A 23,323-nucleotide genomic window follows, 5' to 3' on the forward strand; every position below is an offset into this window, starting at 1 on the left:
CGGGTGCACATGAAGCTTTGGAAGAGGGCGTAGGTGTCGTTGAAGATCGCAGGCCGTTTTTTGTCATATCCGCGTCATTTCATTCATTTGCAGAATGAAGTTCTGAGGAATCTTCGTTTGCAAGCAACCCTCTGGCTCAACAAACTCAGGCAAAGGCTTTTTCCATCGCCGTCGCCACCAGGAATTTTTCTATGCACGCCACCGCACATGTCAGCCCCGACGAGATCCGCAAGGGCTTTTCCAGGGCCATGTCCGATATGTACCGAGAAGAAGTCCCCCTATATGGCGCGTTGATGGAACTGGTGGCCGAGACCAATACCCGCGTGCTCGACACCGACCCGCTGCTGGCGCAACAGCTGCAACGCACCGGCGAAATCCAGCGCCTGGACATGGAACGCCATGGCGCCATCCGCCTGGGCGCGGCCTCGGAACTGGCGACCATCAGCCGCCTGTTTGCGGTGATGGGCATGCAGCCGGTGGGCTATTACGACCTGACGCCGGCCGGCGTGCCTGTGCACTCCACAGCGTTTCGCGCGGTGCACGAACAGGCGCTGCAAACCAGCCCGTTTCGCGTATTCACGTCATTGCTGCGCCTGGAGCTGATCGAGAATCCCGAACTGCGCGCCTTCGCCGAAACCGCCCTGGCCAAGCGCTCGATCTTCACCCCCGGCGCTCTCGCGCTGATCGAACAAGCGGAAAAGGACGGCGGCCTCAACGCCGTGGATGCCGATGAATTCGTGCGCCAGGCCCTGGAAACCTTTCGCTGGCACCCCACCGCCACGGTCACGAGTGCGCAGTACCGGCAGTTGAGCGACCAGCACCGCCTGATCGCCGACGTGGTGGCCTTCAAGGGTCCGCATATCAACCACCTGACCCCACGCACCCTGGACATCGACCAGGTCCAGGCCGCCATGCCCGGCAAAGGCATCACGCCCAAGGCCGTGATCGAAGGCCCACCGCGCCGCCATTGTCCGATCCTGCTGCGCCAGACCAGCTTCAAGGCCCTCGACGAAGCCATCGCCTTCACCGATGCCCAAGGCAGCCACAGCGCGCGCTTTGGCGAAATCGAACAACGCGGTGTCGCGCTCACGCCCAAAGGCCGCGCGCTGTACGACCGCTTGCTGAACGCCGCGCGCGATGAACTGGGCGCTTTTCCCAATGAGGGCAATGCCGCACGGTATACGCAATTGATGGAACAGCACTTCCAGGCCTTCCCGGACAACCACGCGCAGATGCGTGAACAGGGCCTGGCGTATTTCCGCTACTTTGCCACCGAGCAAGGCCTGGCCGCGCGGGGCAGCGCCGATCAACCGCGCAGCCTGGACGCACTGGTCGCGGCCGGTCACATCGATGTGGAGCCGTTGGTGTATGAGGATTTCCTGCCGGTGAGCGCGGCGGGGATTTTCCAGTCGAACCTGGGGGATGCCGCGCAGAGCCACTACGCGGCCAACGCGAACAAGGCTGAGTTTGAACAGGCGCTGGGGCGTCGGACCGTGGATGAACTGAAGCTGTATGGCGAGACGCAGCAGCGCTCGGTGGATGAATGCACCCAGGCGCTGCTGGGATGACCTGACATGGATTGCAGGAGCAAGGGGACGCCTGCTCCTGCAATCGTCCTTTGCGCTTAAGCCAACTTCGCGACTATTTCGTCTTTGATCAACAGCCGTTTCTTCTTCAGTTTTTCCACATCCTCATCGCTGGCGCTTGCCGACTCCGCCTTCAGCACCTCCCCGTCGGCGGCGTCGTATTGAGTGAGCAGCGAGTCCAGGCGTTTGTCGCCCGCCCTGCGTTCGTGAACAACTTCCTTGCTCAATCCCAAGTCCTGATACAGGTCGTGTTTCACTGGCATGGCGTACCTCCGCAGTTGATCTATGGCTTACGCCCTAGAAGCTAGACCATTGCGGGGGGTCTTGTCATGTACGGGAGGGCGATCCATCCCCGTTCGTCGCAGCGCAGGCGTTTGGATCAAACCTTTGCGCCGCCCTGCCCTCCACTCTAGATAGCCATTCGAGGGAGACCGGTTTCATGACGCATGCCGCCACCGCAGTCGACACCCAATGCATCAACACGATTCGCACCCTGGCCATGGACGCCGTGCAGAAGGCCAATTCCGGGCATCCGGGCACACCCATGGGCCTGGCGCCGGTGGGCTACACCTTGTGGAGTCGCTTCCTGCGCTACCACCCGGAACATCCCGACTGGCCCAACCGCGACCGTTTTGTGTTGTCGGTGGGGCATGCGTCGATGCTGCTGTATTCGCTGCTGCACCTGGCCGGCGTAGTCGAGATCGACGCCCATGGCAAGCGCTCCGGCCAGCTGGCGATCAGCCTGGACGATATCAAGCAGTTCCGGCAGGCCGACTCGAAAACCCCGGGCCACCCCGAATACCGCATGACCACCGGCGTCGAGACCACCACCGGCCCACTCGGCCAGGGCTGCGCCAACAGCGTCGGCATGGCGATGGCCGAGCGTTGGCTGGGCCAGCGTTTCAATCGCGATGGCAAGGTGCTGTTCGACTACAACGTCTACACCCTGTGCGGCGACGGCGACATGATGGAAGGCATCAGCAGCGAAGCCGCGTCGATGGCCGGGCATCTCAAGCTTGAAAACCTGTGCTGGATCTACGACAACAACACCATCAGCATCGAAGGCCACACCGAACTGGCCTACAGCGAGGACGTGATCAAGCGTTTCCAGGCGTACGGCTGGCACACCTTGCACGTCACCGACGCGAACGATTTGCAGGCCTTGAGCACGGCGCTGGAGACCTTCCAGGCAAACACCGGCGCACCGACCCTGATCGTGGTCGACAGCGTGATCGGCTACGGCTCGCCGCACAAACACAACACCGCCGCCGCCCATGGCGAGCCACTGGGCGATGACGAAATCCGCCTGACCAAGGCCGCTTACGGCTGGCCGCAGGATTCCAGCTTCCTGGTACCCGACGAAGCCCGCAGCGTATTGCAAGAGGCGCTGCTGGAACGCAGCCAGCCGTTGTACGACGCCTGGCAGCGGCAGCTGTCGCAGCTTGAGCACGACCGGCCGGAACTGGCCGACGAACTGCGGCGCATGCGTGCCGGGGAAATGCCCGAGCAATGGCAAAGCGATCTGCCTCACTTCGACAGTGATGCCAAGGGCGTGGCCAGCCGCGCCGCCGGTGGCGAAGTGCTGAATGTATTTGCCCGGCAGATTCCCTGGCTGCTCGGCGGTTCGGCGGACTTGTCGCCTTCGACCAAGACCAACCTCACCTTCGACGGCGCCGGGCGTTTCAGTGCCGACGACTACAGTGGGCGCAACCTGCACTTCGGCATCCGCGAACATGCCATGGGCGCGATTGCCAACGGAATGGCGCTGTCCTATCTGCGCCCGTACACCTCGACATTCCTGGTGTTCAGCGACTACATGAAACCGCCGATTCGCCTGGCGGCAATCATGGAATTGCCGGTGATATTTGTGTTTACCCATGACTCGATTGGCGTGGGCGAGGATGGGCCGACGCATCAGCCGATCGAGCACCTCACACAACTGCGCGCCACACCGGGGTTGCTGACCCTGCGCCCGGGCGATGCAAATGAAACCCTGGAGCTGTGGAAAGTGGCCCTGGCACAGACCCATCGGCCCAGCTGCGTGGTGTTGTCGCGCCAGCCGTTGCCGACCTTGGACCGCATTCAATATGCGCCCGCCAGCGGCGCGGCCAAAGGCGCTTATGTGCTGGCGGGCGCGGATGAACCTCACGTGATCCTGTTGGCGACGGGCAGCGAAGTCAGCCTTGCGGTGGCGGCCTATGAACAACTCAAAAGCGAAGGGATTGCCGCACAGGTTGTGTCAATGCCCAGTTGGGAGCTGTTTGAAGATCAGGACCAGGCTTATCGCGACAGTGTCTTACCGCCTGCGGTGAAGGCGCGGGTGGTGGTGGAACAGGCGGGGCCGCTGGGTTGGGATCGGTATGTGGGACAGACCGGGGCCAAGGTGGTGATGAACAGCTTTGGCGCGTCGGCGCCGCTGGCCAAGTTGCAGGAGAAGTTCGGGTTTACGGTGGAGAATGTGGTGAAGCAGGCCAAGCAGCAAATCCAACTGGCTGAGCGTTGAGCAAAATGTGGGAGCGGGCTTGCTCGCGAAGGCGGCGGTTCAATAAGCAGATGCATTGACTGACACACCGCCTTCGCGAGCAAGCCCGTTCCCACAGTTGATCTCCTTCGAGGGTTAGATCAGTTCTCTGGCCAGGAATGGCGCGGTGCGGCTGGCCTTGCTCTTGGCGACTGTCTGCGGCGTGCCGCAAGCCACCACCGTACCGCCCAGGTCCCCTGCCCCCGGCCCAATATCGATCACCCAATCACTCTGCGCCACCACGCGCATCTCATGCTCCACCACAACCACCGTATGCCCCGCCTCCACCAAGTGATTCAACTGGCTGAGCAAGCGGTCGACATCCCGTGGATGCAAGCCGGTGGTAGGCTCATCCAATACGTACAACGTGGCGCCCCGCGCATTGCGTTGCAACTCGGTCGCCAGTTTGATGCGCTGCGCTTCGCCGCCCGACAGTTCGGTGGCCGGCTGCCCAAGGCGCAGGTAGCCCAGGCCTATATCGCGCAGCACCTGCAACGAACGCAACACCCCCGGTTGTTCGGCGAACACCTCGACCGCCTGCTCCACCGTCAAGCCCAACACCTGGGCGATGCTCAAGCCTTGCCATTTGATCGCCAGGGTCTCGGGGTTGTAGCGCGCCCCGTGACAGGTCGGGCATGGCGCATAGACGCTGGGCATGAACAGCAGCTCGACACTGACAAACCCCTCGCCTTCACAGTTCGGGCAGCGGCCCTTGGCGACATTGAACGAAAACTGCCCGGCGTCGTAACCGCGCTTTTTCGCGGCCGGCGTGGCCGCGAACAGTTTGCGCACGTTGTCGAACAGACCGGTATAGGTCGCCAGGTTGGAGCGCGGGGTGCGGCCGATGGGTTTCTGGTCCACCTGGACCAGGCGGCGGACCTGCTCAAGGCCAGCGCCGATGCGCCCGCCACTGGTTTGCGGCACGTCGTCTTCCAGGCTCGGCTCTTCGTCGTTTTCCACTGCCCGCCCAAGGCCGCTGCCCACCAGTTCCAGTAGCGCCTGGCTGACCAGGCTGGACTTGCCCGAACCGGAAATGCCGGTGACCGCCGTAAAGCAGCCCAACGGGAAATCCACAGTCAAGTCCTTGAGGTTATTGCGCGTCACGCCTTCCAGTTTCAGCCAGCCGGAAGGCGTGCGGCGCAGCGGGTTCGGCACGCGCTTTTCGGCGAACAGATATTCACGGGTCTGCGACGCCTGCACCTGTGCCAGGCCGGCCGGCGGTCCGCTGTACAAGACTTGCCCGCCGTGCTCACCGGCGGCCGGGCCGACATCGATCAGCCAGTCGGCGCGACGCATGGTTTCCAAGTCGTGTTCCACCACAAACAACGAATTGCCCGCTGCTTTCAAACGTTCCAGCGCGATAAACAGCGCCTCACCGTCCGCCGGATGCAGGCCCGCCGAGGGTTCATCCAGCACATAGATCACGCCGAACAGCTGCGAGCCCAATTGCGTGGCCAGGCGCAGCCGCTGCAACTCGCCGGACGACAAGGTCGGTGTACTGCGCTCCAGGGACAGATACCCCAAGCCCAGCTCGGTCAAGGTGCTGACCCGCTCCAGCAGGTCCTGGGCAATGCGCTGCGCCGCCAAACGCTTTTCCACCGACAGTTTCATCTTGTCCTGCCCGGCCGCCACCGGGCGCAGCAACTCGGCCAATTGCGCCAGCGACAGTTGCGACAACTCGCCGATATCCACCCCGGCAAATTTCACCGACAGCGCGGCCTTGGTCAGGCGCTTGCCCTCGCACAACGGGCAGGCGCTGCCCTGCATGAACTGCGAGACGCGCTTTTTCATCAGCGCGCTCTGGGTGTGGCTGAAGGTGTGCAGGATGTAGCGCCGCGCACCACTGAAGGTGCCCTGGTAGCTGGGCTCCAACTTGCGCTTCAGCGCATCGCGAGTCTGGGCCGGGGTGAAGCCGGCATACACCGGGACGGTCGGGGTTTCCTCGGTGAACAGGATCCAGTCGCGCTGCTTTTTCGGCAGGTCGCGCCATGGAATATCCACGTCATAGCCCAAGGTCACCAGGATGTCGCGCAGGTTCTGACCCTGCCACGCCAACGGCCAGGACGCCACCGCGCGCTGGCGAATCGTCAGGGAAGGATCCGGCACCATCAGCGCCTCGGTCACTTCATACACGCGCCCCAGACCGTGGCACTGCGGGCAGGCGCCCTGGGGCAGGTTCGGCGAAAAATCCTCGGCATACAGCATCGCCTGGCCAGGCGGGTAACTGCCGGCGCGGGAATACAGCATGCGAACCAGGCTCGACAGCGTGGTAACGCTGCCCACCGACGAGCGCGCGCTCGGCGTACCGCGCTGCTGTTGCAGGGCCACCGCGGGCGGCAGGCCTTCGATGCTGTCCACATCCGGCACGCCGACCTGGTCGATCAGCCGTCGCGCATACGGCGCCACCGACTCGAAATAGCGCCGCTGGGCCTCGGCATACACCGTGGAAAACGCCAGTGACGACTTGCCGGAACCCGATACGCCGGTAAACACCACCAGGGCGTCGCGCGGGATATCCACGTCGACGTTGCGCAGGTTGTGTTCGCGGGCGCCACGCACGCGGACGAAGCCGGTTGATTGAGCGGTGACAGGCGGGATGTTGCGCTGTGAAGTCATGGACAACCTTGTCGGGCGGTGAGCACGCTGCGCACCCGTTGCGTCAGGGCCTCGGGGCTGTAGGGCTTGCTCAGCAGATGAATATCGGGGGTCAGCAAATGGTTGCTGGACAGGATGTCGCGGGTATGGCCGGAAGTGAACAGCACCGGCACCGGCGGCGTTTGCTGGCGGGCCCACTCAGCCAGGTCGGTACTCTTGATGCGGCCGGGCATTACCACGTCGGTGAAGATCAGCTCCGGATGCAGACCTTCTTGCAGTTTGAGCATGGCCTGGTCGCCGTCCTCGGCCGTGAGCACGGTGTAGCCGGATTGTTCGAGCAACTCCACCACGGTCAGGCGTACGCCTTCATTGTCCTCGACCACCAGGATGGTTTCCTGGCCGCCGCTGGGGGGCAGGTGGTCTATATCCCCATCAAGGCATTCAGGCTCCAGGCTGTGAGGGAAATACATCTGCACCACCGAGCCTTTGCCCTCCTCGCTCCACATCTCCACATGCCCGCCGCTTTGACGCACAAAGCCGAACACCATGCTCAGGCCCAGGCCGGTGCCATGGCCTTCGCGCTTGGTGGTGAAGAAGGGTTCAAACGCACGCTTGAGCGTGGTCTCGGACATGCCGACGCCGGTGTCGATAACCGCCAGGCGCACGTACTCACCCGGCTTGATGCTTTTACCCGCGCAATCGTCGGGGTTGAGGATAACGTTCTCGCCGGTGATACGAATCACCCCCTCGCCCTTCATGGCATCCCTGGCATTGATCGCCAGGTTGAGCAGTGCATTTTCCAACTGGTTGCGGTCGACATTGATGCACCAGGAATCCTGGGGCAGTTGCACATCGATATGAATGGTTTCCCCCAACGCGCGTTGCAACAGTTCACCGAGGCCTGCGTAGATGCGTTGCGGGTTGTACACCGCCGGCGACAGCGGTTGGCGGCGGGCAAACGCGAGCAGTTGCGAGGATAACTTGGACCCGCGCTCCACCGCCGCAATGGCGGCGGCGACACGCCGCTGCACCTGGGCGTTCTCCGGTTCATGGCGGGCCAGCAGGTGCAGGTTGCCGGCGATCACTTGCAGCAGATTATTGAAGTCATGGGCCACGCCGCCGGTCAGGCCGCCGATGGCTTCGAGTTTCTGCGACTGGCGCAACTGCTCTTCGGCGGCAGAGCGCGCCTGCACTTCCGCAGCCACGCGTTGCTCGAGGTTGTGGGTGAGCTCCTGGCGCACCTGCTCGGATTTCACCAGTTCGGTGGTCTCCACCACAATCGCCAGCACCCCGGCGGGTCGCTGGTCGTCGCCGGCGACGGGGCTGTAATACAGATCCAGCCAGACAGTTTCCGGCTTGCCGTTGCGCGACAGGACCAGGTCTTTGTTGTTGAACGACAAGGTGCCGCCGGCCAGGCAAGTGTCGACCACGTGCCGGTTGAAGTCAGCCACTTCCGGCCAGCCCAGCTCGACCGGCATGCCCAGCAGCTTCGGGTGTCGGCCGCCGGCAAATACCGAGTAACTGTCGTTGTAGATCATGTAACCCGCCCGGCCCCACAGCATCACCATCGGCACGGGGGAAGCGAGCATCATCTGCACGGTACAGGCCAGGCTGGTGGACCAATCTTCAATGGCGCCCAAGTCAGTGGTAGACCAATCGAAGGAGCGAATACGCCGGGCCATTTCTCCAGCCCAGCCTTCACAGCCGTGAGGGTTGGATAAAAACTGCATAGTAAACTCTGCGCGGGGGAAGACAGTCGCCAAATTTGGAGCGCGTCAGACGCGGATGGTTTCATATTGTATGAATTAGGGTATTACCGCCTTGGAAAACCAATGGCTCCAGTGAAAATCACGCAGACACACTGCTCGTTCATGGGCTCCACAGGGTGCCGGTTTTCAATGACGCTGTGCCTTCACCAGATCAGCAATCAGAAAATCCCTGAACGCGCAAACCGCCGCCGGTAAATTGCGCCCCGCCATGCTCTGCAGTTCAATGCGCCGTGCCTGCATGCCTTCGTCGAGAATCGGCACGCATTGCAGGGCCTTGTCCGCCACCTGCTTTTGCAAGGTCATTTCGCTGGCCAGGCTGATCACCCCTTCTTCACGCACGAAGCTATAGAGCGCGGCAACGTAATTAGTGGTCAATACCGGGTCGAACAGCAACCCCTGTACACCGCAACAGATGTCGAACAGTTGCCGTATCGTGGTGTCAGCCTTGGGCAGCGCGATGGGCCAGGGCTGCAGCTCGGCCAGGCTGACCGCTTCACGCCCGGCCAAGGGATGGGAATTGGCGACCACGGCAAAGATCGCCCCGCTCAGGACGTGCTCGACCTTGATTTCCTTTTGCGGCGTCAGGCTGAAGGTCATCGCCAGGTCGGCTTCGCCGGAACGAACCTTCTCGGTCGCCTGCGCGGGCGCACAGACCTCCAGGGTGAAATGAATACCCTGGTACTCACGCCGGAACGCGCTGATGCTTCGGGGCATATATTCCAGTGCAAAGCCTTCCGAGCAGGCCACATGCACGTGCCCGCGCTGCAAGCCATGCAGCTCGGTAATTTCCAGCACCACCTGCTCTGCCTCAAGCTGCGACTTGCGCGCATAGGCCGCCAGCCGCGCACCCGCCTCGCTGAGCACCATGCCTCGGGCACGGCGCTCGAACAGGCTCGTACCCAGCGCCAATTCAAGCTTGGAAATTTGTCGGCTCACGGCAGATGCGGCCACATTCAAGCGTTCCGAGGCTTCGCTGACCGACCCGCATCGCGCGACTTCCAGGAAATAACGCAGTGCCGTGGACTGCACGCCGTACAGCTGCATAGGCGCCTCCATGAGTTGCTTTTTTGGCAACGCAAGTATCGAAATATTATTCTTGTGGCATTCATAGCCTTTCCCTACATTCGTGTCCAGACCAAAAAAACATGACCTGACCTGCTCATCCTCCTTTCACGCATTTGCGATCCGCTGCCCTTTGATTCAACCACTCTCGCCAACGGAGACGACGGCATGGGCATCAAAGGTTTCGCCTGCAGCATTGCGCTGACAGGCCTCATCAGCAGCTTTGCGGCGCACGCCGGTAAAGCCAACGACACCCTGGTTTACGCTTCCGACAGTGAACCTGAAAACATCAGCCCCTATCACAACGACTTGCGCGAAGGGGTGATTCTCGGCCGGCTGATCTGGGACAACCTGATTTACCGCGACCCCAAAAGCGGCGAATACAAACCCATGTTGGCCTCCGCCTGGAAGCAGATCGACGACACCACCCTCGACTTCGAGCTACGCAAGGGCGTGAAATTTCACAACGGCGACGCGTTTACCGCCGACGACGTGGTGTTCACCCTCAATTACGTGGTGTCGCCCGAAGCTAAAGTCGTCACCGTGCAAAACGTGGACTGGATCAAGAGCGCCGAAAAAACCGGCGACTACAGCGTTCGCCTGCATTTGAAGAAGCCTTTCCCTCCGGCACTGGAATACCTCTCCAACGCCGTTCCGATGTTTCCCAAGCAGTACTTCGAGAAGGTCGGCCTGGCCGAGTTCAGTCGCAAGCCGATAGGCACCGGGCCTTACAAAGCGGTGTCGGTGGTGGCTGGCGAAGGCGTGACCATGGCGATCAACAAGGACTATTTTGCGGACAGTCCACAAGGCAAGCCCCATATCGCCCACCTCAAATTCCGGGTGATTCCGGATGCCGAAACCCGCCTGGCCGAGTTGATGACCGATGGGGTCGACTGGACGTGGCGCGTAACCTCGGATCAGGCCGTCGACCTTAAAGGGATGCCGAACCTGACCGTAACCAGCGGCGAAACCATGCGCATCGGTTTCCTGATCCTTGATGCCCGGGGCACCTCGAGTGAAAACTCGCCAATGAAGCAGCTCAAGGTGCGCCAAGCCATCAACCATGCGATCAACCGCACTGCACTGGCCACGCAATTGGTGGGCGGCGAAGCCAAACCCTTGCAGGTGGCCTGTTATCCAGCCCAGTTCGGCTGCGATACCAGCGCGGCCACGGTGTACGACTACGATCCGGCGAAGGCCAAGGCGCTGCTCGCCGAAGCTGGTTACCCCAATGGCTTCGAGACGGAAATCTTCGCTTATCGCGACCGTGACTACGTCGAAGCCATCATCGGCAACCTGCGTGCCGTCGGCATCAACGCCAAGCTGCGCTACTTGAAGTACGCGGCCCTGCGCGATCAGCAACGTGGCGGCAAGGTGCCTATGTCGTTTCAGGCCTGGGGTTCGTTTTCGATCCTCGACACGTCGGCGTCGGCCGGCACCTGGTTCAAGGGCAACCCGGACGACAACATCAAGGACCCGCAGGTCCAGGGTTGGCTGCAGACGGCCGACAACGCGCTCGACCCGCAGGTGCGCAAGGACAACTACCGCAAGGCCTTGCAGCGCATCAGCGAACAGGCGTACTGGGCGCCGTTGTTCAACTATTCGATGAACTACGCCTACACCGCCGATCTGAATTTCACGCCTTACCCGGATGAACTGCCGCGCTTCGTCGAGGCCACGTGGAAGTAATACGCGACCGGGCAGATTGATCGAAGGGTGTCATGACGCGTGGACACGTCCGCGCCGGGACACCTCCTCAACGTCATCCACTGGATATGAGGCAACTCGTCATGCTTGGATTCCTCCTGCGCCGCCTGGGCATCGCCATTTGCGTTGCCATCACCGTATCGGTGATCAGCTTCTCCCTGTTGCATCTGTCCGGCGACTTGGCCACCGCCATCGGCGGGCCGGAAGCCAGCAGCGAACAGATTGAACAGATCCGCGTGCAATACGGCTTGGACAAACCGCTGCCGACCCAGTACTTCAACTGGCTGGGCGATTTGGTACGGCTGGACCTGGGCAACTCTTTTTTCTTTCAGGAATCGGTCTACAACCTCGTCGCCAGCCGCTTGCCGATTACGCTCGGGCTGGGTGCCATGGCGTTGGGCATCGCCCTGCTGGTGGCGATTCCACTGGGCGTGCTGGCCGCGGTCAAGCGCGACACCTGGGTTGACCGACTGGCCCTGAGCATTGCGGTACTGGGCCAGGCCATGCCGAGCTTCTGGTTTGCGCTGATGCTGATCGTGGTATTCGCGGTGACGCTCAAATGGCTGCCCGTGTCCGGCAATTCGACCCTGCTGCACTTCGTCATGCCGGCCATTGCCCTGGGCTACTACGCGACGCCGGCCATCATGCGCCTGACGCGCGCGGGCATGCTCGATGTGCTCGGTTCCGATTACATCCGCACCGCCCGCGCCAAGGGCCTGCGCCCTGCCCGCGTGCTGTTCAAGCATGCACTGCGCAACGCGTTGATTCCGGTCGTCGCGCTGGCGGCGGTGGAGTTTGGCTTCATGCTCGGCGGTTCGGTGGTGATCGAAACCGTATTCTCGTTGCAAGGCATCGGGCAACTCGCCTGGGACGCCATCGCCCGTGATGACTTCCCGGTGGTACAGGCGGTGGTCCTGCTCATCGCAGTGATCTACATCGTCCTCACCTTGCTGGCCGATGTACTCAACGCACTGCTCGACCCGCGCATTCGTGTGCGCTAGGAGGCTGACATGAGCACCCCCACTACCCTCGCGATCAACGACTATCTGCCACCCCCGAGCAGCCTGGGCCGAATGCTCGGCAAGAGCTTGCGTCACCGTGGCTTTGCCATCGGCATGGCGTTGCTACTGCTTATCTTCGTGGGCGCACTCTTTGCGCCATGGCTGGCGCCTTATGACCCTTATGCGCAAGACGTGATGCTGCGGATGAAACCGCCGGTATGGATGGCCCATGGCACCTGGGAGTACATCCTGGGCACCGACAAGCTGGGCCGCGACTACCTGTCACGCCTGCTCTACGGCGCGCGAATTTCATTATTCATCGGCATTGCGGCAGCGCTTATTTCCGGTTTTATCGGCACCGTCATGGGGTTGTTGGCAGGCTACTACGGCGGCAAGGTCGATGCGTTTATCAGCTACCTGATCACCACGCGGCTGGCGATGCCGGTGGTGATGGTTGCGCTGGCCTCGGCCTCGCTGATGGGCGGCTCGCTGAAAGTGGTCATCGTGCTGCTCGGTTGCCTGTTGTGGGATCGCTTCGCCGTGGTGGTCAGGGCGTCGGTGCAACAGATTCGCGACGCGGAATATGTGGCGTCGGCCCAGGCGCTTGGCTGTTCGACCCTGCGCATTCTGGTCAGTGAAATTTTGCCCAACCTGGTCGGCGCGCTGATCGTCGTCGCGACATTGGAAATGGCCCACGCGATCCTGCTGGAGTCGGCGCTGTCATTCCTCGGGGTTGGCGTGCAGCCGCCAACGCCGTCCTGGGGCCTGATGATCGCGGAAGGCAAACCCTACATGTTCTTTTCCCCGTGGGTTATCGCCATTCCCGGTGTCGCCCTGATGATTCTGGTGCTGGGCATCAACCTGGTCGGCGATGGCCTGCGCGACCTGATCCTGCCCGACGGGCGCAACTGATAGACGCCGTAACAAATAGAGGGCACCGAACATGGCACTACTCCATGTAGAAAACCTGCGCGTGGATATTCCCATGGGCAACAGCCCGACGCCGGATGACATGCTGCATGCCGTGCGTGGGCTGAACTTTGAAGTCGAGCGCGGTGAAATGCTGTGCATCGTCGGGGAGTCCGGCTGCGGTAAATCCCTGACCTCGCTGGCGCTGATGGACCTGTTGCCGCGCAAGGCCACGCGCACCGCGTCGCGGCTGATGCTGGACGGTATCGACATGATCGGCCAGAGCGAACGGCATATGTGCGACCTGCGCGGCAACCGCCTGGCGATGATCTTCCAGGAACCGATGACGTCGCTCAACCCGGCCTACAGCATTGGCGATCAGCTCAGCGAAGTGCTGACCCGGCATCGCAAGGTGTCACGCAAGGCAGCCCTGGTGCGCGCCGGGCAAATGCTGGAGAAAGTCGGCATCAGCAATGCCACCGAGCGCTTGCGCCAGTACCCGCATCAACTGTCCGGCGGCTTGCGCCAGCGGGTGATCATTGCCATGGCGTTGATGTGCGAACCGGACCTGATCATCGCGGATGAACCCACCACCGCCCTGGATGTGACCATTCAAGCGCAGATCCTGCGCTTGATTCGCGACATTCAGAAAGAGTTCGGCCTGGCGGTGATCTTCATTACTCACGACCTGGGGCTGGTGGCACGGATCGCCGATCGGGTCGCCGTGATGTACGCCGGGGAAATCGTCGAAACCGCACCTGCCCGGCAACTGTTCGAGAACCCGCAGCATCCGTATACCTGTGGCTTGCTGGCCAGTATTCCAATCCCCGGCCAGACCCGGCCGGGTGAGGCGCTGGGTTCGATTCCAGGCCTGGTGCCCAGCCTGGTAGGCGAGCAGCACGGGTGTGCGTTCCGCAATCGTTGCGCCAAGGCGATACCGGCGTGCGGGCAAGACGTCCCCGAAGTCGAACAGGACGGGCACATGGCCCGCTGCCTGTTTGCGGCACCGGCCGCGGCACCGATTCGCCTTCAGGAGCGTGCAAGGTCATGAAGAAAGACATCGCTTTGGAGCTGTGCGACATCCGTCGTGAGTTTCGGATCAACCAGGGCTTTTTCAAACCCGCCGCCACCCTGAAAGCCGTGGATGGCGTGTCCCTGCGCCTGATGCGTGGCGAGACCCTCGGCCTGGTAGGTGAGTCCGGTTGCGGAAAAAGTACCCTGGCAAAGCTACTGCTCGGTCTGCTGACGCCCACCAGCGGCGATGTGCTGGTCAATGGCAAACATCTGGCGGCAACTGACCGCAAGCAAATGTCGCGGCACATCCAGCCGATATTCCAGGACCCGTATTCCTCGTTGAACCCACGCAAGACCCTGCGCGAGATCATTACCCTGCCGCTGATCGTGCATGCCATCGGCGCCCCCGCCGAGCGGCGCCGCAAGACCGAAGCGATGCTCGATGTGGTCGGCCTGCCCAAGCGCGTGATCGACAGCTACCCGAGCCAGCTTTCCGGTGGTCAACGCCAGCGCGTCGCGATCGCACGGGCACTGATCATGCGCCCCGATGTATTGATCTGCGACGAGCCCACCTCCGCGCTGGATGTGTCGGTGCAGGCGCAAATTCTCAATCTGCTGCAAGACCTCAAGCGCGAATTCGGCCTGACCTACCTGCTGATCAGCCACAACCTCGCGGTCATCGAACATCTCGCCGACCGGGTGGCGGTGATGTACCTGGGACGCATCGTCGAGGAACGCACGCGCGAAGCGTTGTTTGCCCAGCCCGGCCACCCGTATACCCGTGCGCTGCTGGACTCGGTACTCACGCCCGATCCACGCCTGGGCATTCCCGATATCGGCCTGCACGGCACCTTTCCCAACCCGATGTCACCGCCGTCCGGTTGCGCGTTCCACCCGCGCTGCCCGAGCTGCTCCGCACCGTGCAAAACAGCCTACCCGGCCAGCGATTCCATTATCGGCGGCAACGTGCGTTGCCACCTTCACGACAGTCCTGCCCAAACACTGGAGCTTGCCCACTCATGAGTCGTTCATTGGCCATCAGCAACACCACCGCGCAATTCGACAACGGCGCATTCTTCAGCCTGCTCGAACGCAGCGTGGCCTTGCACACCGAAAGCCAGGCAGCGGACAGCCAGCCCGAGTTGTATCGCTACCTCAGGGACTTCATCACCCCACATGTCGAGGCGATGGGCTTTTGCGTCACGATCCATGACAACCCGGTGGCAGAGCGTGGCCCCTTCATGATCGCCACGCGCATCGAGCATCCGGAACTGCCGACGCTACTCAGCTATGGCCACGGTGATGTGGTGCGTGGCTATGAAGCCCAATGGCGCGAAGGCCTGTCACCGTGGCAAGTCACAGTCGAAGGTGATCGCTGGTACGGGCGTGGCACCGCCGATAACAAAGGCCAGCATCTGATCAACCTGACCGCGCTGGAGCAAACCCTCAAGGCGCGCAGCGGCAAGCTGGGATTTAACGTCAAGCTGCTGCTGGAAATGGGCGAAGAAGAAGGCTCGCCGGGTTTGAATGCGTTCTGTGCCGCGCACCGTGAAGCGCTCGCGGCGGATATTTTCATCGCTTCGGACGGCCCACGCCTGGCGGCCTCGCGCCCGACCCTGTTTCTCGGCTCGCGCGGGGTGTTCAACTTCGAGCTGGCGGTGAATTTGCGCGAAGGCGCCCATCACTCCGGCAACTGGGGCGGGTTGCTGGCCAACCCGGGCATCATCCTGGCCAACGCCATCGCCAGCATGATCGATGCACAGGGCCGGGTGAAGGTGGCCGGCCTGCAGCCCGAGACACTGCCCGAGCCGGTGCGACAGGCACTGGCCGATATTGACGTGGGTGGCGGGCCGGGCGATCCGGAAATCGACGCCAACTGGGGTAACCCGCAGCTCTCGCTGAGCGAAAAAGTGTTCGGCTGGAACACCCTCGACGTCATCGCCTTCAAGACCGGCAACCCGGAAGCTCCGGTGCATGCGATCCCCGGTAAAGCCAATGCCCATTGCCACATCCGCTTCGTGGTCAACAGCGACTACACAACCTTTATTCCGGCGGTGCGCGCTCACCTGGATGCGCATGGTTTCAGTAATGTGGAGGTCAAGCCAAGCCGTATCGACGTGATGCATGCCACGCGGCTCGACCCGCAAAGCCCGTGGGTCGATTGGGCCCTGCGCTCCCTGACACAAACCACCGGCAAAAAACCTGCGCTGCTGCCCAACCTCGGCGGCTCGCTGCCCAACGATGTGTTCGCGGATGTGCTCGGCCTGCCTACCTTGTGGGTGCCGCACTCGTACCCGGCCTGCTCGCAACATGCGCCCAACGAGCACCTGCTGGCGCCGGTGGTCAAGGAAAGCCTGCAAATCATGGCCGGTCTGTTCTGGGACCTGGGCGATGACGCGGCGCGCCTGACCCAGGAACATCACTTGCGCGAGCAGGCGCAATGAGCGCCACGTCGCAACAGGCGCTGGACTGGCTGGCCGGCCAGCGCCAGGCCATGGAAGCGCTGCTGCAGCGTCTCGTGGACACCGACTCCAACAGCTATGACAAGGTGGGCGTAGACGCAGTCGGCGCGCTGCTTGCGGCGGAGCTGGAAGCCGATGGCATCCTGCTCACGCGCATGCCGGTCGACGACTTTGGCGACGTGATACTCGCCGAAGTCCCCGGCAAGGCCGCCAGGCCGGTGCTGCTGCTGGGCCATCGCGACACGGTGTTCCCCAAGGGCACCACCACGACGCGCGGCTACAGCCGCGACGCCCAACGCGCCTATGGCCCCGGTGTCGCCGACATGAAAGGCGGCCTGGTGCTCAATTGCTTCGCGCTCAAGGCCCTTAAACGCGCCGGTGAGCTGCCCTACCCGGTGCAGGTTCTGTACACCGGTGACGAAGAAATCGGTTCCGGCAGCGCCAGGCTACACATCGAAAAAGCCGCGCGTGGCGCACGTGCCGTGCTCAATACCGAACCCGGCCGGGCCAGCGGCAACGTGGTCAGCGCACGCAAGGGCGGCGCCACGCTGGTCATCGAAGTCAGCGGCCGCGCGGCGCATGCCGGGGTCAACCATGCCGACGGCGCCAGTGCCATCGAAGCCCTGGCGCGCAAGGTCATCAAGCTGCATGCCTTGACCGATTACGCGGCAGGCATCACCACCAATGTCGGCCTGATTACCGGCGGCACCTCCAGCAACACCGTCGCGCCTGGCGCCAGCGCCCGGCTGGACGTACGCTTCATTGAACTCAAGCACTGGGATCGCCTCTTTACCCAAATCCAGGCCATCGTCGCCGAAGAAGAGCTCGCCGGCACCCGCGCCGTGCTCACGCAGGCAACCACCTTTCTCCCCATGGAAGCACGCCACAGCGAACGCCTGCTGCACCTCTACCAGCAAAACGCACGGGCGCTGGGGTTCAGCGTCGAAGGCGAATTCACCGGCGGTTGTGCCGACTCCGGGTTCACCGCCAGCCTGGGCGTTCCCACCCTGTGCGGTCTCGGGCCAGTGGGTGGCAAGGTGCATACCGACCGTGAATACCTGGAACTGGACACGCTGGTGCCGCGCGCCCTGGCGTTGGTGGCGACCATTCTGGCCGTCGGCGATAACGCTTGATTGTCCGGTTTCAGGCGTCCCATGGGGCCACCGCATCAACGTCAATCGCGTAGCGTTCAATGGCTTGCACACACACATTGGCCTCGAGGTGCCCTTCGTGCACCAGGGCAGTCAGTGCACTCAGGACAATCTGGTGGCGGTCCACTTCGAAAAAGCCGCGCAACTGACTGCGGGTATCGCTACGGCCAAATCCGTCGGTGCCGAGCACCGTGTAGCGGGCATCGAGATAACTGGCGATCAACTGCGCCAAGGCGCGAACGTAGTCGGTGCAGGCGATAATCGGCGCAGCCTGGTTGAGTGACGCCTGGACATGGCTGCAGCGCGCAGGTTGCCCTGGATGCAGCCGATTCCAGCGTTCCACTTCACGCGCATCGCGTGCCAATTCGGTGAAGCTGGTCACGCTCCACACCTGGCTGTCGACCCCCCAATCGCTGGCCAGCAACTCGGCGGCGGCAATCACTTCGCGCAGGATCGCGCCGGAACCCAGCAACTGCACACTGCCACGCGCCTGCTCGACTTCATGCCGGGCAAACAGGTACATGCCCTTGATAATCGCCTGTTCGACGCCTTCGGGAAGGCTCGGCTGCGGGTAGTTTTCGTTCATCAAGGTGACGTAGTAAAACTCGTCCACCTGATGCTCCAGCATCTGGCGCATGCCGTGGTCCAGGATCACCGCGAATTCGCCGGCAAAGGCTGGGTCGTAGGCACGGCAATTGGGCACCATGGCCGCCATCAGGTGGCTGCTGCCGTCCTGGTGTTGCAGGCCTTCGCCGCCCAGCGTCGTGCGCCCGGCGGTGGCCCCGAGCAGAAAGCCACGGGCCCGTTGATCCGCCGCCGCCCAGATCAGGTCGCCGATGCGCTGGAAGCCGAACATAGAGTAATAAATGTAAAACGGCAGCATCGGCAAACCATGCACCGAATAGCTGGTCGCCGCCGCGACCCAGGAACTGATCGCCCCGGCCTCGCTGATGCCCTCTTCGAGTATCTGGCCGTCCAGCGCCTCTCGATAGCTCAGGATCGAACCGATGTCTTCCGGCTCATAGCGCTGGCCCACGCTGGAGTAGATGCCGATTTGCTTGAACAGGCTGGCCATGCCGAACGTACGCGCTTCATCCGCCACGATCGGCACGATGCGCGGGCCCAGTTGCTTGTCGCGCAGCAGGCCGCTGAGCATCCGCACGAACGCCATGGTGGTGGACATTTCCTTGCCTTCGGCGTTAATGGCAAACCCGCCATAGCTGCCGATGTCAGGCACCGCCAATGATTGGCCAGCCGAAGACCGCGATGGCATGTATCCGCCCAATGCACGGCGACGCTCATGCAGGTAGCGCATTTCAGCACTGTCTTGCGCGGGTTTGAAGAAACTCAACGAAGCGGCCTGTTCATCGGTCAGCGGCAGGTTGAACCGGTTGCGGAACGCGATCAGCGCCTCGCGGTCGAGCTTCTTCTGCTGGTGCACGGTCATCCTGCCTTGCCCGGCATCGCCCATGCCGTAGCCCTTCTTGGTCTGCGCCAGGATCACCGTGGGTTTCCTGCCTTCGCGCCGTGCGCTTTCATAGGCCGCGAAGATTTTCACCATGTCGTGACCGCCGCGCTTCAGGCGGTCGATCTGCTCATCGCTCAGGCCGTGCGCCAACTGCGCCAAGGCCTCGTTCTGGCCGAAGAAATGTTCACGGTTGAAGCGCCCGTCTTTTGCCGCGAATGTCTGGAACTGCCCATCGACGGTAGCGGACAAGGCCTTGACCAGCGCCCCCTCCGTATCGCGCGCAAACAAACCGTCCCAGTCGGAACCCCAGACCAGTTTGATGACGTTCCAGCCAGCACCGTCAAACAATGCCTCCAACTCGTCGATGATGCGACCATTGCCACGTACCGGCCCGTCCAGCCGTTGCAGGTTGCAATTGACCACCCAGACCAGATTGTCCAGGCCTTCCCGGGCGGCCACCGTCAGGGCCGACATGCTTTCCGGCTCATCCATTTCACCGTCGCCAAACACGCCCCACACGGTGCGCCCGGCGGTGTCCTGCAGGCCTCGATGCTGCAGATAGCGCATGAAGCGCGCCTGGTAGATCGAGCTGATCGGGCCAATGCCCATCGAGCCCGTCGGAAACTGCCAGAAGTCCGGCATCAACCAGGGATGCGGGTAACTCGACAAACCTCGGGCCCCCTTGGCACGCGCGCCGATCTCTTGCCGGTAGTGCAGCAGATCCTTTTCTTCCAGGCGTCCCTCAAGAAACGCCCGCGCATAGACCCCAGGCGCCGAGTGCGGCTGATAGAACACCAGATCGCCACCGAAACTGTCGGTTCGCGCCTTGAAAAAATGGTTGAAGCCCACTTCGAACAGATCCGCCGCGCTGGCATAACTGGCGATATGGCCGCCCAATTCGCCATAGGCGTGGTTGGCCCTGGCAACCATGGCCAACGCGTTCCAGCGCATGATCGAGGCCAGCCGCTCTTCGGTGGCCAGGTCCCCGGGAAATACCGGCTGGTGCTCGACACTGATGGTATTGATGTAGGGCGTGGCATGGCTGGGCTGCCAACCGATATCCGAGGCACTTGCCACCGCCATCAGCATGTCGAGGATCTGCTTGGCCTGAGCCGTGCCGCCATGGGCGATCACCGACAGCAAGGCGTCGCGCCATTCGGCCAGCTCTTGAGCATCTTCGGCGGTCTGGCCCGGCCATTGGGCATAACTATTGGACGAGGTCACAGGCATCTCCTGTCATGTCGGGTAACGCTTCAAGGCGCGAATAGCTCAATCGGGCGAGTTTCTTGACCTGCTCTATCGCTTCAATCACAGAACGCTCGGCCCGGCAGTCTTGGCCTATCCGGTAGATACTCGGGTTGCCGATGGAAAGTGAGTCCAACAGATACGCATCCAGTTCACCGCAAACCACAACGCGGTAATCACACGTCGCGACGGGTACTTCCACGCCCCTGTCAGCCCTCATATCCGAAGCCTCAACCTGTAGCAGCGCGATATTGTCAAAACAGCTGAAGCCATGATGCATGAGGTCAATATGATCACTGTCAATGGCGGCCACGATAACAACGATGCGCGTACAGCTCGATGGTTCACGCATCCACTTCACGGTGTTGGAACGACAGTCGCCGGAACGGCTCATGGGCGTGGCCTTTCTATCTAACTGAAACAACGTTCCTGCAACACGCTTTTCACCAGCGTGCGCGTCACCGATAAAATCTCTTCCACCTGTTTATCAATCGCTGCCTGGGAGCCTGCGTCTCCACGTTGGAAGACACGCAGTGGGTGACCGCAGACGGATCCCAGCCAGGTGAATGCGGGTACCGGGCTGTCTTCCACAGCCAATAAAAAGCAGCCTTTGGACACGCCGCACAGCAGTTGGCTGGCCCTGCAGGTGCTGACCGGCGCCGGCGCTATCGGGTCGGCCCCGAACCGCAGCCAGTCGAGCATAAACACCTCGGCTTGCTTGACCACCAGGTAAGCAACCTGGTCCCAGTCGTCGATCGCCCTGTGTAGCGCGTCAATCATGGAGGTGGGCAATGCGGCGCTGGTCACGATGACCACCCCGTTCTCCGCCAGCGGTTCTTTCACCCAGAGTGCAGACTGCGACATCCCATGCATGGTGGTACCCCCGACATAACCTGTAGTGAGCGGGCTTGCCCCGCGCTGGGGGGCGAAGCCGCCCCAAAACCAGGCGCCCCAATTTCGCCTGGTACACCGCGGTGTTTGGATTAGGGCGGCTTCGCCCCCAGCGCGGGGCAAGCCCGCTCACTACGTCAGCCGTTGCGGAACAGGAAGCTGTAGGCGTTCAGCGCCGGTGCGCCGCCCAAGTGGGCGTAGAGCACTTTGGAACCTTCGGGGAATTCACCACGACGCACCATTTCAATCATGCCGTGCATTGATTTGCCTTCATACACCGGGTCCGTCAGCACCCCTTCAAGGCTGCCGCACAGTCGGATGGCTTCCAGGGTGCCTTCGTTGGGCAAGCCATATTCCGGGTAGGCGAAACGGGTATCGAGCACCACATCCTCCTCCGTAATCTCGCGCCCCAACTCCACCAGCTCAGCCGTGTGTCGAGCGATGCGCAGAATCTGTGCCTTGGTCTGTTCCGGTTTGGCCGATGCATCGATACCAATCACATGCTTCGAACGGCCGTCAGCCGCGAAACCGACCACCATGCCTGCCTGCGTGCTGCCGGTCACCGAGCAGACCACGATGTAGTCAAATGTGAAGCCCAGTTCTTTTTCCTGCTGTCGCACTTCTTCGGCAAAGCCGACGAAACCGAGGCCGCCAAAGGGATGCTCGGAACACCCCGCCGGAATCGGAAACGGTTTACCGCCCTGCTCCACCACATCGCTCATGGCTTTTTCCCAACTTGGCCGAATGCCAATGTCGAAGCCTGCTGCGTCAAGCCGCACGTCTGCGCCCATGATCCGCGACATCTCGATATTGCCGACGCGGTCATACACGGCGTCGGAATAGTTCACCCAGTTTTCCTGGACCAACACGCATTTCATGCCCAAGTGCGCGGCGACTGCAGCGACCTGACGGGTCTGGTTCGACTGGATGCCGCCAATGGAAACCAGCGTATCGCAGCCTTGCTCGAGCGCTTCGGGAATGAGGTATTCGAGCTTGCGTGTCTTGTTCCCGCCAAAAGCCAGGCCACTGTTGCAGTCTTCACGCTTGGCATACAGCTCGACCTTGCCACCCAGGTGTTCGCTGAGGCGCTTCAAGGGCGTGATGGGAGATGGACCGAAGGTCAATGGGTAACGCTTGAAACGACTCAGGTTCATGACTTTGCTCCTTGATGATTGGATATCCAAGCGCCAGACCGACAACCAAAGGCCGCATGGCGAGCGCTTTGAGGATGGGCTCCGATGAGTTCAATCTTAAGAAAAAATCAGAAAATATGTGTTGCAAGTTTTAATCGTTTCAAGAACCATAATTTATTGATAAACCTATAAAACACACTTTAATTGCGCAGAACTGCACATGAAAGCAACAAACAGTCACAAGAAGACAGGCGATACAGCCCCGGCGCCGCAGCCACTGGATCGAACCGACCGCGCCATTCTCAAGCTCCTGCAGCGAGATGCTTCCCTCTCCAATGTGGCGCTTGCGGAAAAGGTGAAATTGAGCGCCCCGGCCTGCCTCAGGCGCGTTGAGCGGCTCAAGCAGGTCGGCCTGATCAAGGACATCGTCGCGTTGCTGGACAATGAAGCGCTGGATGCGGGGATGGTGGTCTTGATCGGTGTCGTGCTGGACCGCTCCACACCGGAGTCTTTCGCCGCATTCGAGGCGGCCGCACAGAAGGTGTCCGGCTGCATGGAATGCCATGTGGTGACGGGAGAGTTTGACTATTTCATGTTGCTACGCACCAAGGACAGCAACAGTTTCAACCGGCTGCACGCGGAACAATTGCTTTACCTGCCTGGGGTTCGCCAGATCCGCTCGTTCATGGGGTTACGCCAGGTCTTGTCGACCACCCATATCCCTTTTTAAGGTTCAGACCGGCCCGGACAGGCGGCCGGGCATGAATCTGTGCAGCCGACGCAGCGGCTAGAACATTGTGCAGCGAGAG

At 61.8% G+C, this 23,323-nt stretch carries 18 protein-coding genes; 10 read left to right on the top strand and 8 right to left on the bottom strand.

Translation table 11 applies throughout. The features are described 5' to 3' along the window. Positions 1–191 precede the first annotated feature (191 nt). Positions 192–1,568 carry a VOC family protein gene (locus tag ACLH0H_RS00775; protein WP_411380585.1) on the top strand — a complete coding sequence of 459 codons (1,377 nt, stop codon included), beginning with the start codon at positions 192–194 and terminating at the stop codon, positions 1,566–1,568. Between the two features lie 56 nt (positions 1,569–1,624). Here ACLH0H_RS00775 and ACLH0H_RS00780 read toward each other — a convergent pair whose 3' ends face one another. Continuing rightward, positions 1,625–1,849 (bottom strand): DUF465 domain-containing protein, encoded by a 225-nt coding sequence (locus ACLH0H_RS00780; protein ID WP_137200603.1) that lies wholly within the window; start codon positions 1,847–1,849, stop codon positions 1,625–1,627. Positions 1,850–2,025: 176 nt separating this feature from the next. On the opposite strand from ACLH0H_RS00780, the gene tkt reads away from it, so the two are divergent. Further along, positions 2,026–4,089, top strand: a complete 2,064-nt coding sequence (gene tkt, locus ACLH0H_RS00785) for a transketolase (RefSeq protein WP_411380586.1) — start codon at positions 2,026–2,028, stop codon at positions 4,087–4,089. Positions 4,090–4,203: 114 nt separating this feature from the next. On the opposite strand, the gene uvrA is transcribed toward tkt, so the two are convergent. The 3 genes from uvrA to ACLH0H_RS00800 form a co-directional block, all read right to left on the bottom strand. Beyond that, complete coding sequence (gene uvrA, locus ACLH0H_RS00790; RefSeq protein ID WP_411380587.1) at positions 4,204–6,723, bottom strand: excinuclease ABC subunit UvrA; 2,520 nt, start codon at positions 6,721–6,723, stop codon at positions 4,204–4,206. Next, positions 6,720–8,432, bottom strand: a complete 1,713-nt coding sequence (locus ACLH0H_RS00795) for an ATP-binding protein (RefSeq protein WP_411380588.1) — start codon at positions 8,430–8,432, stop codon at positions 6,720–6,722. The genes uvrA and ACLH0H_RS00795 overlap by 4 nt, the downstream gene beginning before the upstream one ends. A 165-nt stretch (positions 8,433–8,597) precedes the next feature. Beyond that, on the bottom strand, positions 8,598–9,515 hold the full coding sequence (locus tag ACLH0H_RS00800) for a LysR substrate-binding domain-containing protein (RefSeq protein ID WP_411380589.1): 918 nt from the start codon (positions 9,513–9,515) through the stop codon (positions 8,598–8,600). A 186-nt stretch (positions 9,516–9,701) separates the two neighbouring features. Between ACLH0H_RS00800 and ACLH0H_RS00805 the strand changes: the two genes are divergently transcribed. The 7 genes from ACLH0H_RS00805 (at position 9,702) to ACLH0H_RS00835 (ending at position 17,759) form a co-directional block, all read left to right on the top strand. After that, positions 9,702–11,222: an ABC transporter substrate-binding protein gene (locus tag ACLH0H_RS00805; RefSeq protein ID WP_411380590.1), complete on the top strand. Its 1,521-nt coding sequence runs from the start codon at positions 9,702–9,704 to the stop codon at positions 11,220–11,222. 101 nt (positions 11,223–11,323) lie between these two features. Continuing rightward, positions 11,324–12,241 carry an ABC transporter permease gene (locus ACLH0H_RS00810; RefSeq protein WP_186689236.1) on the top strand — a complete coding sequence of 306 codons (918 nt, stop codon included), beginning with the start codon at positions 11,324–11,326 and terminating at the stop codon, positions 12,239–12,241. Positions 12,242–12,250: 9 nt separating this feature from the next. Further along, positions 12,251–13,153: an ABC transporter permease gene (locus tag ACLH0H_RS00815; protein WP_186689240.1), complete on the top strand. Its 903-nt coding sequence runs from the start codon at positions 12,251–12,253 to the stop codon at positions 13,151–13,153. A gap of 31 nt (positions 13,154–13,184) precedes the next feature. After that, positions 13,185–14,201, top strand: coding sequence for an ABC transporter ATP-binding protein (locus ACLH0H_RS00820; protein WP_411380591.1), 1,017 nt, complete (start codon positions 13,185–13,187; stop codon positions 14,199–14,201). Beyond that, positions 14,198–15,187, top strand: coding sequence for an ABC transporter ATP-binding protein (locus ACLH0H_RS00825; RefSeq protein ID WP_411380592.1), 990 nt, complete (start codon positions 14,198–14,200; stop codon positions 15,185–15,187). Before ACLH0H_RS00820 ends, ACLH0H_RS00825 begins: the two co-directional genes overlap by 4 nt. Then, positions 15,184–16,608 (top strand): M20 family metallopeptidase, encoded by a 1,425-nt coding sequence (locus ACLH0H_RS00830; RefSeq protein WP_411380593.1) that lies wholly within the window; start codon positions 15,184–15,186, stop codon positions 16,606–16,608. Before ACLH0H_RS00825 ends, ACLH0H_RS00830 begins: the two co-directional genes overlap by 4 nt. Further along, positions 16,605–17,759 (top strand): M20 family metallopeptidase, encoded by a 1,155-nt coding sequence (locus ACLH0H_RS00835; RefSeq protein ID WP_411380594.1) that lies wholly within the window; start codon positions 16,605–16,607, stop codon positions 17,757–17,759. Before ACLH0H_RS00830 ends, ACLH0H_RS00835 begins: the two co-directional genes overlap by 4 nt. A gap of 10 nt (positions 17,760–17,769) precedes the next feature. Here ACLH0H_RS00835 and mdeB read toward each other — a convergent pair whose 3' ends face one another. From mdeB to ACLH0H_RS00855, 4 genes are all read right to left on the bottom strand, one after another. Then, positions 17,770–20,469: an alpha-ketoglutarate dehydrogenase gene (gene mdeB, locus ACLH0H_RS00840; protein WP_411380595.1), complete on the bottom strand. Its 2,700-nt coding sequence runs from the start codon at positions 20,467–20,469 to the stop codon at positions 17,770–17,772. After that, positions 20,453–20,884 carry a hypothetical protein gene (locus ACLH0H_RS00845; protein WP_186689257.1) on the bottom strand — a complete coding sequence of 144 codons (432 nt, stop codon included), beginning with the start codon at positions 20,882–20,884 and terminating at the stop codon, positions 20,453–20,455. Before ACLH0H_RS00845 ends, mdeB begins: the two co-directional genes overlap by 17 nt. Positions 20,885–20,901: 17 nt before the next feature. Then, positions 20,902–21,363 (bottom strand): transketolase, encoded by a 462-nt coding sequence (locus ACLH0H_RS00850; protein ID WP_411380596.1) that lies wholly within the window; start codon positions 21,361–21,363, stop codon positions 20,902–20,904. Between the two features lie 155 nt (positions 21,364–21,518). Continuing rightward, positions 21,519–22,535, bottom strand: a complete 1,017-nt coding sequence (locus tag ACLH0H_RS00855) for a 1-aminocyclopropane-1-carboxylate deaminase (protein WP_186689263.1) — start codon at positions 22,533–22,535, stop codon at positions 21,519–21,521. 199 nt (positions 22,536–22,734) lie between these two features. Between ACLH0H_RS00855 and ACLH0H_RS00860 the strand changes: the two genes are divergently transcribed. Beyond that, positions 22,735–23,244, top strand: a complete 510-nt coding sequence (locus tag ACLH0H_RS00860) for an Lrp/AsnC family transcriptional regulator (RefSeq protein ID WP_411380597.1) — start codon at positions 22,735–22,737, stop codon at positions 23,242–23,244. Positions 23,245–23,323 lie beyond the last annotated feature (79 nt).

The sequence above is a fragment of the Pseudomonas sp. MPB26 genome (genome assembly GCF_046605355.1).
Classification (GTDB): domain Bacteria; phylum Pseudomonadota; class Gammaproteobacteria; order Pseudomonadales; family Pseudomonadaceae; genus Aquipseudomonas; species Aquipseudomonas cedrina.

Coding starts and splice junctions, on each gene's coding strand:
- ACLH0H_RS00775 (WP_411380585.1), top strand. CDS start 192: ATGCACGCCACCGCACATGTCAGCCCCGACGAGATCCGCAAGGGCTTT.
- ACLH0H_RS00780 (WP_137200603.1), bottom strand. CDS start 1,849: ATGCCAGTGAAACACGACCTGTATCAGGACTTGGGATTGAGCAAGGAA.
- tkt (WP_411380586.1), top strand. CDS start 2,026: ATGACGCATGCCGCCACCGCAGTCGACACCCAATGCATCAACACGATT.
- uvrA (WP_411380587.1), bottom strand. CDS start 6,723: ATGACTTCACAGCGCAACATCCCGCCTGTCACCGCTCAATCAACCGGC.
- ACLH0H_RS00795 (WP_411380588.1), bottom strand. CDS start 8,432: ATGCAGTTTTTATCCAACCCTCACGGCTGTGAAGGCTGGGCTGGAGAA.
- ACLH0H_RS00800 (WP_411380589.1), bottom strand. CDS start 9,515: ATGCAGCTGTACGGCGTGCAGTCCACGGCACTGCGTTATTTCCTGGAA.
- ACLH0H_RS00805 (WP_411380590.1), top strand. CDS start 9,702: ATGGGCATCAAAGGTTTCGCCTGCAGCATTGCGCTGACAGGCCTCATC.
- ACLH0H_RS00810 (WP_186689236.1), top strand. CDS start 11,324: ATGCTTGGATTCCTCCTGCGCCGCCTGGGCATCGCCATTTGCGTTGCC.
- ACLH0H_RS00815 (WP_186689240.1), top strand. CDS start 12,251: ATGAGCACCCCCACTACCCTCGCGATCAACGACTATCTGCCACCCCCG.
- ACLH0H_RS00820 (WP_411380591.1), top strand. CDS start 13,185: ATGGCACTACTCCATGTAGAAAACCTGCGCGTGGATATTCCCATGGGC.
- ACLH0H_RS00825 (WP_411380592.1), top strand. CDS start 14,198: ATGAAGAAAGACATCGCTTTGGAGCTGTGCGACATCCGTCGTGAGTTT.
- ACLH0H_RS00830 (WP_411380593.1), top strand. CDS start 15,184: ATGAGTCGTTCATTGGCCATCAGCAACACCACCGCGCAATTCGACAAC.
- ACLH0H_RS00835 (WP_411380594.1), top strand. CDS start 16,605: ATGAGCGCCACGTCGCAACAGGCGCTGGACTGGCTGGCCGGCCAGCGC.
- ACLH0H_RS00845 (WP_186689257.1), bottom strand. CDS start 20,884: ATGAGCCGTTCCGGCGACTGTCGTTCCAACACCGTGAAGTGGATGCGT.
- ACLH0H_RS00850 (WP_411380596.1), bottom strand. CDS start 21,363: ATGCATGGGATGTCGCAGTCTGCACTCTGGGTGAAAGAACCGCTGGCG.
- ACLH0H_RS00855 (WP_186689263.1), bottom strand. CDS start 22,535: ATGAACCTGAGTCGTTTCAAGCGTTACCCATTGACCTTCGGTCCATCT.
- ACLH0H_RS00860 (WP_411380597.1), top strand. CDS start 22,735: ATGAAAGCAACAAACAGTCACAAGAAGACAGGCGATACAGCCCCGGCG.